The sequence below is a fragment of the Pseudoalteromonas sp. SG41-5 genome (assembly GCF_014164495.1).
Taxonomy (GTDB): Bacteria; Pseudomonadota; Gammaproteobacteria; order Enterobacterales; family Alteromonadaceae; genus Pseudoalteromonas; species Pseudoalteromonas rhizosphaerae.
This window is the reverse complement of sequence record NZ_JACJFH010000014.1, coordinates 63,646-73,045: the sequence shown is the minus strand read 5'-3', so window position 1 is coordinate 73,045 and position 9,400 is coordinate 63,646. Positions and strand designations below refer to the sequence as shown.

The following is a 9,400-nucleotide window of genomic DNA, read 5'->3' as shown; positions in this document are numbered from 1 at the left end:
CAACAATCAACCAAGGCGCATCATCGCTGGTGGCACGCTCTAAGTGCCAAATTTCTAAAATAGGCTGTTCTTTATTATCGCCTAAGTCACGGTACTTCCCTTTAAAACGTACACTTACTTGCCATTTTTGTGTGTCGGTATCGGCACGTACAAGTTCTGCATCAATAAACATCACGTCAGTTGCAACGCTGTCAATCGCTTCACGTTCCGCTTTAAATTCAGCGACTAGTTCAGGGCTTAAGTATTCAGCCATCGTTGCATAGTCAGCATTATTCCATGCTGTTTGCAATGTATGATAATGGCTACGCGCACCTTGTAAAAAGCCGTTAGTATCAAAGTTAGCGGGTAAATTAAACGGTACGTCATTGGTTTGACTAAATCCACTTGTAGTGGTGTGCTCAGGCGCAGTTTGTCTCATTTTCGGTGCAGTAAATGCTCCTTGGCCGTGCGCCATTACAGGGGCGTTTTTACGACGTATTATACCGATGATAAGTTTAAAGATAATAAAGGCAATACCTGCCATTAAAATTATCTCAAGTAGTTGCATCCCTTCAAAGTCATCGCCCATCATTGCGGCGATTAATCCACCGGCTAATAAGCCGCCAAAAATACCTGCCATCATGCCTTTTTTGCTTGATTTTGGTTTTGCAGCAGGGGCGAGGGTATTGGTATCTGTTTGTTGTTTTTGTGCGGTTTGTTGTGTTTCTGGTGTTTGGCCACGTTTTTTACTACCAAACTTTTTACGTGCTTGTGCATCAAAACTTGCAGTACATAGTAGAGCAAGCAATGAAAATATAACAATCAGGTTTTTCATGAAGTTCCTTAAAACAAATTAGAACGGCGATTCTAAAGTAGTTCAGGAATTAGATAAATAGCGACAAACTGAATTAGTTCTAAAATGCTCAGTAGCTTGGTCAATAGGCTAATTTAAAAGCAATTATTGGTTCAAGCAGGAAGAATATAACGATTGTTTCGTGAAGGTATAAATTGCATTGCCGCCATAATAACGGCAATGCAAAAGGAAGGTTAATTTAACCAGCGGATCGCACCATTAATACGATCATTGTAATTTTCTAATGGCGCACCAAGACTTGCTACTAAAATAGTATCTGCATTAGCACCACGGTTAATATGGCCTTCAAAACGATCGTCTTGAAAATCATCGTCGCCGATGCCGAACGATTGCTGTTTTGATGGCACTATAAATACCGTCATCGGGCCATAGTCTGATTCAAAAACTAGGTGTAATCCCTTTTGTCCCTTAAAGTCACAAAACATTAAGTAAGTCACTTTACCTGGCAATTCATCTAAATGGCCGCCTAACACAGCAAATTTTTCATTTACCGTTGCTAAGCTGATTGCTTCGGTCTTTTGCAGCGAATTAATTTCATAGTAAACATGAGCAAGCGCATGTTCGCCAGCTGCATACGCGACATTTTGTTCGCTGCTAAATAAAAATGCCCCCACAGCCACCAATACTGAGGCTGCCATGGCAAGTGGTAAACGAGCACGTTTAAAACGTGTACTTGCCTCAACTAGATTATCTGTTCGTTGCGGCGGTGTTTGCGCGCTGGTATCAGCTGGTGCTTGGTTGAGTTGCTCAGTTGTGAGCGACTCGTTTTGTGCATGCGCTGCGGTGTTTGCCAAAATACGCTCGGCAAGACCTGCTGGCACCGGTACGTCAAGTGCATTGGCAAGCTCTAAATCAAAGGCCTGCATATCATTAATAAATTCTTGTCGCTCAGAGTGTTGCTCTGCAAACTCCACAAGCTCCTTATCTGTGCTGTTTGGCTGTGCGCTAATTCGGCGACGAAACTCGAGATCATCCATTAATTTGATGCCCCTTTAAGTTGTTCATCATCACGGCTCAATGCCTCTTTTAACTGGTTTCTGGCGCGGTATAAACGCGTCATAACCGTGTTTTTATTTAAATCTAATATTTCTGCTATCTCTTCACCGGAGCAGCCCATAACGACTTGTAATAATAATGGCTCGCGGTATTCATCAGGTAACTTAGCGATGTGACGTTGGATCACTGTTTGTTCCATTTCATCATCCAAGGTGACGCTTTTTTCGTCAACTAAGGTGTCGTTTTCAACATCGCTATAATCAAATTGTTTGCGTTCAAAACGACGGGCATTTTCCCGGCGTAAAATCGTCAATAGCCATGGCTTAGCTGCTTTTTGATCTAATAATGAATCCAGAGATCGCCAAGCACGTAAAAATGTTTCTTGGACAAGATCTTCGGCAATATTAGGGTCGCGGCAGAGCCAATAAGCAAAGCGATATAATTCGCTATGATAAACATGAACAAGTTTTTCATAGCGTGTTTTTTTCTCTGCCATATCAACTAAGACCTGACTTTTAGAGTTTTCATTTCCAAGCATAAGCACTTTTTTATTTATTTTAAGTTATTTACTATTTGAGCGCGGGGATTGCTCCCCGTCACTTAAACTCTATTTATAAAGTCCTTTTAATACAGCTTGTTGTGATTTTTTTTGTACTTTACGTTGCTCTTCTAACATGCCGACAATCGCAATTAAATCAACATCTGTATCATTAGGACTATAGAGTGCAGCCCGTAGTTTAGCAATATGTTGACTAAGCTGTGCATTATCAGCTAGTTGTTCAAGCTTGTCTATTGCACCGCTCGATTGTTTTGTTAAGTGCATTGCGTAACGATTTAGCGCCTGATAAAAGGCACTTACATCATTGCTTTTAGCGTGTTTCTTTAATTCATCTAATGAAATTGATGAATCACTATGGGTTACTGTCGGCTTTGCTTGCATCAAGCTGCGCTGAGATTGACTGCGCCACCATAAAATCAAGGTAATAAACCATAATAAATAACCAATCACACTGATAATAATTAACCATAGCGGATACTGATTTATCGGTGTTGCTTGATAACTTATTGCTGCAGCATCTGTTGTTGCGCTTTGTGATGGCGTAAGTGGCTGCGCAGCAACGGCTGCTGGAGTGCTTGTGCTACTAGGTGTTACTGTAATAGTACGAGCTGGTAATGTTGCATAACTGATCCGGTTAATCTTAGTGTTATACCAAGGCACGCTTACCTCTGGCAGTGTATAAGTGCCTGGCATCTGCGGTAACAAAGCGTACGAGGCTGTTTGTTGTGATATTACCCGACCATCGCGAACCAAATGATTATTTTCTTTTTCATCTGGGTAACTGCGAATACCTTTGATTTCAGGTAGTTCAATATCAGGTAGTTGCTCTTTGGTGATACCAAGTGCAGTTAAGGTCAGCGTTCGCGTAATAGGTGTACCCACTTCTACTGTGTCGTCAGCGGGTTGCCATTGCTCATCTAAATTAACTAATTCACTAGGCAGCCATGCACCTTGGTAGTCACTTGGTATCGGTTTAATTTCAATATCGACATTATCACCCAGTGCAGATACATCTAATTGGCGATAGTCTTGGCGAATTCGACCTTGAAAAGTTGGTGCTTGAATCGTGTAACTACCACTTTTTTGGGGCTGTACTAAATACTCGCGAGTGATCACTAAGTAACGCTTACCATCAACAAGTTCATAGTTTTCAGTCTGCTTGCCGATTTGACTTAGCTGCGCATCGGGCATCGCAGGGGCACTTAAATTACCATCAAGTAACTCTTTGGCAAGATATAGCTTAACCGTGTAAAGCCCTGCCTCTTGAACAAATAGGCTGTCACTTGAAAGCGATGCTTTAATAAAAATATCGTTGTTTTGCTGCGCATCTTTACTGCGTTCAGCCACTTTTAATGCAATGGGCGCAGAGCTGGCACCTGCTACACTAAATGCTGGGATTGTATAATCACCGGCAGTGCGGGTCATAAGTTTAATAGACCAGGTGGTTTCTTTTGAAATACTACCATTAATGATGTTTGTGCGGGTGCTGACACTGGTGCGGCCAACCACGAAGTCTTTTAACAGGACAGAGGTATCAGGTTGATCATTTTTTATGGTGTCATCTGCACTGATATTGAGCATAAAAAATTCACCCGCTAGTACCGGGTTTTTATCAACACTGGCTTGTAATTGCGTAACGGCCCACGAGGGCATAGCGCTGATAAGCAATAAACAACAGATTAATCGCATTACCATGATTTTTCGACTCCTTGTGGACGGCGTTGATTGTTTCGTTTTTGGGCTTCTAATTGCATTTTGTTACGTAACAGGATTGCGGGATCATCGGGTACTTTTCGCAATAACTGACTAAGCTGCTGCGCTTTCTCTTTTTCTTCGTTGGTAAGCTCTGCGGTTTGCGCTTGCACAGCTTGTTGCTTTGCCGCTTCTTCAGCTTGTTGCTGTTGCTCAGGAGTCATTTGTGGCTGCGCCTGCTTATCATCGTTTGCAGAGTCATCTTTGGGCTCGGTTTGCGCATCTTGTTGCTGTTGCTCATCAGTTTTATCACCTTGCTGAGGTTCAGCCTCCATTTGTGGATCGTTTTGCTTATCAGTTTGTTGATCAGATGGTTTGCCATCTTGCTGTTTATCATCAGTCTGCTGTTCATCACTTTGCTCAGATTCATCGCCTTGTTGAGATTGCTGATCCTGATTTGGCTGCTCACCTTGCTGTGACTTGTCTTTATTTTGCTGATCTTGACCTTGTTCACCATCTTGGCTTTTTTTGTCTTGATCTTGATCTTGATCTTGTTCGCCGTCTTGGCCTTGTTGATTTTGCTGCTGCTGTTGATTTTTCAATTGCTCAACAAGTGCCTGATTTTCTTTTGCTTGGGTAAAGTCGTCTTGCAAAGCTTGTGCTTGCTGATAGGCGGCAATTGCTTCGTCGAGCTTGCCTGCCTTTGCTAGTGCATTACCGTAATTATATAAACCAGTGGCGCTTTTATCTTGGCTAAATTGTGCCAATGCAGCATCAAAATTACCTTGCTGGTAAAGCGCCGCGCCTTTTAATTGACTAGAATCTGCTGTGGCAGCTTGCTCATATTCACCTTGTTGATAAGCGTCCAGCGCACGTTGATCTTGATTTTTAAATACTGAAGGCAGCTCTACTGCATAAGCATTGTGTTGCGGTAAAAAGCTCACCACTAAAAATGCAGCTGCAAAAGCTCCTCGGCGAAAAATCCACAGCATCATTGGCAGTAAAATAAACAAGCCATAAATCCCCGCATCAATACGCCAGAGCGCTTGACTTTGTTTTTCATTTTTCAGTATTTCACTATTTGCACTGGGTGCAAAAATTTGAATATCGCGGGCACTCGGTTGATAAGTCGCAAATTTACCGCCACTGTTTCTTGCTAGACCATTAAGCATGCTGATGTTGATGGTGGGCACCACAATTTGCCCGTAACTATCTTTTAAAAACCCACCTTCAGGAAGTTTAATTGGCGCGCCTTGCTCTGTTCCGATACCATAAATGTTTAATCGATAAGGGTTAGCGTCTGTAAATTGGCTGATATCTTGTTGCTCACTTTGTTCAATACCATCTGTTACTAAGATAATATCGCCTTCAAGGTATCCAGCTTGTGTTAATAACTCTTTTGCAGCATCAAGCCCAGCAAGCACGTTGGAGCCTTTATCAGGCATGATATCTGGGCTTAAACTTGGGATCAGGTTTTCAAGCGTCGCGGCATCATTGGTTAGCGGCGAAATGGTATAAGCAGTGCCTGCATAGGCCACTAACGCAGTGTCACCTTCTTTAAATAGTTTGATCATATCCAGCGCTTTGAAGCGCGCTTGCACTAAACGACTGGGCGCAATATCCGTGCTGTACATCGATAGCGACATATCCATCACAATTACACGGGCATTTTTGCTTTGAAATACCGGCACTTGTTTTTCTTCAAAACTGGGCCCTGCGCTAAAAATAACGGCTAACACTGCAAAGAGGGCAATTAGCCACATGGGTTGCGTGTTTTTTTGGTTGTTGGTGTTGATCACAAATTTTGCTAAGTGAGCTGCTATTAATTCACCTTGGCTGGTTTTCTTGTGCTTTATCATTGCAATAGTAAACACTAAACACACAGGAACTAATAACCACAATACGGTCGGGCGGATAAATTCAAAGTCCATTAGGCCTCCTGTCTTAATGCTTTTGCACTGATAAACATAACGCGCAGACCAATCAAGGTCAGTGCAATTAATAAAGGGAAGTAAAATAACGCACTTTGTGGGCGAAAGGTTTGCTCATCAGCGCTGATCGGCTCGAGTTTATCAAGTTCTTGATAAATTTGTTGTAAGCCGGCAACGTCTTTTGCGCGAAAATAAAGGCCGCCAGTTTGTTCGGCAATGCGTTTTAGCAGGGTTTCATCTAAACTACCTCCGCTCATGCCACCCATATTAAATAAGCTAAAGCCACGCGGATTATCAGAGCCTACGCCGATGGTATACACTTTAATGCCTTCTTCGCGGGCAAGCAGTAGGGCTTCTTCTGGATCTAAGTTACCGGCGGTGTTTTGACCATCTGTTAATAACACCACAATGCGATTGCTTTCATCTTTACTGGCAAAACGTTTTACTGATAAGCCCAGCGCATCGCCAATGGCGGTGGCACGGCCAACCAAGCCTATTTGCGCTTCTGATAGCATTTGGCTTACGGTTTTAACGTCTCGCGTTAGTGGTGTTTGTAAAAATGCCGTATCACCAAATAAAATCAGCCCTAAACGATCGCCTTGACGTTGCTCAATAAAGTCACTTAATACCGCTTTTACCATAGTTAAACGGTCAACATATTGGCCCTGATAAGCCATATCTTGCTCGGTCATTGATCCTGACAAATCCACAGCTAGCATGATATCGCGGCCTTCGTTAGGTAAGGTAATTGGCTCATCAAGCCAGGTTGGGTTAGCTAAAGCGGTGACTAAAAGCAACCAAACCAACCATTCAAATATACTAATACCACGCGCCTGTTGCTGGACAACTTGCGCGCCTAAATTGTGTTTGGCGAAGCTTGGAATACGTAAGCGGGTATTACCTTCACTGTGTACTGGCTTAAATAAGCGCAACAACCAAGGCAGCGGTAATAATACAAATAACCAAGGCCAGCTAAATTCAAACATTCAGCGGCTCCTTTAATTTAAATTGCACAATGGCGAGTTTTAATTTCTGTGCCAGCGCAGTTTGATTGCTTTGTGATTGATAAAGGCTCATCAGTTCGTGTTCAGTAAATTGTTGTCCGGTCAGCTTATTTAGAGTAATACACCATTGTTTTGTGCCTTGTGATGCAGCACTTTGCTGATAATAATGTAAAACCAGGCGTTTAATTAAAATATGTAGTTGCTGGGCATCTTCTGGGTGTTGTTCACTGAGGGAAATAGCTTGTCGTTTGGCTTTTTTAAACTGCCGTGCCCGGTACAACTGGTAACTTATAAAGCTTACAGTTACGAGTAACACGACAATGATGAGCCACCAAATAGGTGCTAAAGGCCACCAAGAAACATGGCTTGGCACAATCACATCATGGAGGCCAGCTAATGGAGAGGTTTGCATATTACTTTCTCACTAATTGCAGCTCAAGAGGTGTGGCTGCATTGAATGATATTAAATTAAGACCCGATTTAGTTAAGCGTTGCATTCGTGTGGTAAATGCTTGCTCAGCAGTTTTAGCAAATTTATCACGAAAACTTTTATCCATCAGCGGTAACGCAAAGTCACTGCCGTTGGCGCTAACCGTGACTGTTTGTTTAAACGCCGGTAGCTGATGCTCAAATGGGTCGCTAATATGGCAGCCGATCAGTTCACAATGTCGACTCAGTATTTCGAGCTGTTTAAAACTGGCATCATCAAGGGCGCTAAAATCTGATACTAAATAGACTAAGCTGCCCGGCTTGGCTAAATGATTCAAACGTTTTAGATTATCACTGAGTTTATTGTCTGCGGGCTCATCAATCTGCGCGAGTGCTTGCTGGTGGTTATTACACAAATTGTGGCATAGTTTTAACACGGCTTTTTCGCGGGCGCTGGGCTTGAGCTCTAAATGACCGTGTTGATTAAACACTATGCCACCGATGCGATCGCCGCGTTGGCACGCTGACCACGCAACCAAGGCACTGATATGCGCCGCTTGCACGGATTTAAGTAATAGCTTTGAGCCAAACAGCATTGAATTAGAAAAGTCTGTAAACACAAACACTGGCCGTTCTTTTTCCTCTTGAAACAACTTAGTATGTGTTTCGCCAGTACGTGCTGTAACGCGCCAATCAATTGAGCGAATATCATCGCCTTGTTGATAATGACGTACTTCAGCAAACTCCATACCACGGCCTTTATGAGGCGCGAGATATTGGCCGGTCAGGCTATTTCTAATTTTAACTTTTGGCGCAAGCTCTAATAAGCGAGCTTTCGCTTTATAATACATCAGCTCTTTCAAGCCTAAGTCGACCCCATGGCTATGACTTAGGCTGAGCCACTGTTGGTTATCTAATTGGCTTTGCATGGTTTATGGCACGGCAACAAGTTCTAAAATACGGCTAATGACTTGATCTTTAGTAATACCATCGGCTTGTGCTTCATAGCTTAAAATAATGCGATGGCGCAGAACATTATGTAACACAGCTTGAATATCATCTGGAGCAACAAAGTCACGACCTTGTAACCATGCATGAGCACGGGCACATTTATCTAAGGCGATGGTGGCACGCGGACTTGCGCCATATTCAATCCAGCTGCCTAATTGGGCGTCTAGTTTTGCGCCTTCACGCGTTGCAATAATAAGTTGCACTAAATATTGCTCAAGTGGCTCGGCTAAATACAGCCCTAAAATTGCTTTGCGAGAGGCAAATAAATCGCTTTGACTAATTTGTTGTGCTGGTGCTTGATGCTCGCTCAACGCTTCGCCACGGGTCAGGCGTAAAATATCAAGCTCATGCTCGGCGCCTGGATAATCAATACTTAGGTGGAGTAAGAAACGGTCTAATTGCGCCTCTGGTAGCGGGTAAGTGCCTTCTTGCTCCAGTGGATTTTGGGTTGCCATCACCATAAATAAATCCGACAGCGGATAAGTGTTTTTACCAACCGTGACTTGGCGCTCAGCCATGGCTTCTAATAAGGCTGATTGCACTTTAGCTGGGGCACGGTTAATTTCGTCGGCTAAAATAAGGTTATGAAAGAGTGGGCCTTTTTCAAAAACGAATTCGCTGGTCTGTTGGCGATAAATATCAGTACCGGTTACGTCAGCAGGTAATAGATCTGGGGTAAACTGTACGCGTTGGAATGAGCCTTCAACGCCTTTGGCTAATGCATTTACTGCGCGAGTTTTAGCAAGCCCTGGAGGGCCTTCTACTAATAAGTGACCATCGGCTAAAATAGCAATAAGTAGTGCTTGCGTTAATTCTGGCTGGCCAATAATTTGGCTATCTAAATAAGTTTTTAATTGTGAAAATACGTTAGTGGCCATAGTAAAAAAACTGTCCTGATTTGCAAGGTTTATAAAAGCTTAACTAG

9 protein-coding genes are annotated in these 9,400 nt (G+C 42.9%); all 9 read right to left on the bottom strand.

Annotated features, from left to right (window positions below):
- Window positions 1–814 (bottom strand): Tim44 domain-containing protein (locus tag H5232_RS06080; protein ID WP_182830647.1); only part of this gene is annotated, 814 nt, incomplete at its 3' end.
- A 212-nt stretch (window positions 815–1,026) separates the two neighbouring features.
- Window positions 1,027–1,830, bottom strand: coding sequence for a DUF3379 family protein (locus H5232_RS06075; RefSeq protein ID WP_182740090.1), 804 nt, complete (start codon window positions 1,828–1,830; stop codon window positions 1,027–1,029).
- Window positions 1,830–2,387 carry a sigma-70 family RNA polymerase sigma factor gene (locus H5232_RS06070; RefSeq protein WP_182718608.1) on the bottom strand — a complete coding sequence of 186 codons (558 nt, stop codon included), beginning with the start codon at window positions 2,385–2,387 and terminating at the stop codon, window positions 1,830–1,832. Before H5232_RS06070 ends, H5232_RS06075 begins: the two co-directional genes overlap by 1 nt.
- A 69-nt stretch (window positions 2,388–2,456) precedes the next feature.
- Entirely contained in the window at window positions 2,457–4,103 is a 1,647-nt protein-coding gene (locus H5232_RS06065; protein WP_182718609.1) for a BatD family protein, read from the bottom strand.
- Entirely contained in the window at window positions 4,097–6,031 is a 1,935-nt protein-coding gene (locus tag H5232_RS06060) for a VWA domain-containing protein (protein WP_182740092.1), read from the bottom strand. The genes H5232_RS06065 and H5232_RS06060 overlap by 7 nt, the downstream gene beginning before the upstream one ends.
- The gene (locus H5232_RS06055; RefSeq protein WP_145240351.1) at window positions 6,031–7,017 is read right to left on the bottom strand and encodes a VWA domain-containing protein; all 987 of its coding nucleotides are present in this window, start codon (window positions 7,015–7,017) and stop codon (window positions 6,031–6,033) included. The genes H5232_RS06060 and H5232_RS06055 overlap by 1 nt, the downstream gene beginning before the upstream one ends.
- Complete coding sequence (locus H5232_RS06050; RefSeq protein ID WP_182830646.1) at window positions 7,010–7,447, bottom strand: DUF4381 domain-containing protein; 438 nt, start codon at window positions 7,445–7,447, stop codon at window positions 7,010–7,012. The genes H5232_RS06055 and H5232_RS06050 overlap by 8 nt, the downstream gene beginning before the upstream one ends.
- A gap of 1 nt (window position 7,448) precedes the next feature.
- Window positions 7,449–8,393, bottom strand: coding sequence for a DUF58 domain-containing protein (locus H5232_RS06045; protein ID WP_145240355.1), 945 nt, complete (start codon window positions 8,391–8,393; stop codon window positions 7,449–7,451).
- A 3-nt stretch (window positions 8,394–8,396) separates the two neighbouring features.
- Window positions 8,397–9,353 (bottom strand): MoxR family ATPase, encoded by a 957-nt coding sequence (locus H5232_RS06040; RefSeq protein WP_182718611.1) that lies wholly within the window; start codon window positions 9,351–9,353, stop codon window positions 8,397–8,399.
- Window positions 9,354–9,400 lie beyond the last annotated feature (47 nt).

What these genes read in the sequence shown, in the direction of transcription:
- H5232_RS06075 (WP_182740090.1), bottom strand. Translation starts at nt 1,830, where the DNA reads ATGGATGATCTCGAGTTTCGTCGCCGAATTAGCGCACAGCCAAACAGC.
- H5232_RS06070 (WP_182718608.1), bottom strand. Translation starts at nt 2,387, where the DNA reads ATGCTTGGAAATGAAAACTCTAAAAGTCAGGTCTTAGTTGATATGGCA.
- H5232_RS06060 (WP_182740092.1), bottom strand. Translation starts at nt 6,031, where the DNA reads ATGGACTTTGAATTTATCCGCCCGACCGTATTGTGGTTATTAGTTCCT.
- H5232_RS06040 (WP_182718611.1), bottom strand. Translation starts at nt 9,353, where the DNA reads ATGGCCACTAACGTATTTTCACAATTAAAAACTTATTTAGATAGCCAA.
- H5232_RS06055 (WP_145240351.1), bottom strand. Translation starts at nt 7,017, where the DNA reads ATGTTTGAATTTAGCTGGCCTTGGTTATTTGTATTATTACCGCTGCCT.
- H5232_RS06065 (WP_182718609.1), bottom strand. Translation starts at nt 4,103, where the DNA reads ATGGTAATGCGATTAATCTGTTGTTTATTGCTTATCAGCGCTATGCCC.
- H5232_RS06045 (WP_145240355.1), bottom strand. Translation starts at nt 8,393, where the DNA reads ATGCAAAGCCAATTAGATAACCAACAGTGGCTCAGCCTAAGTCATAGC.
- H5232_RS06050 (WP_182830646.1), bottom strand. Translation starts at nt 7,447, where the DNA reads ATGCAAACCTCTCCATTAGCTGGCCTCCATGATGTGATTGTGCCAAGC.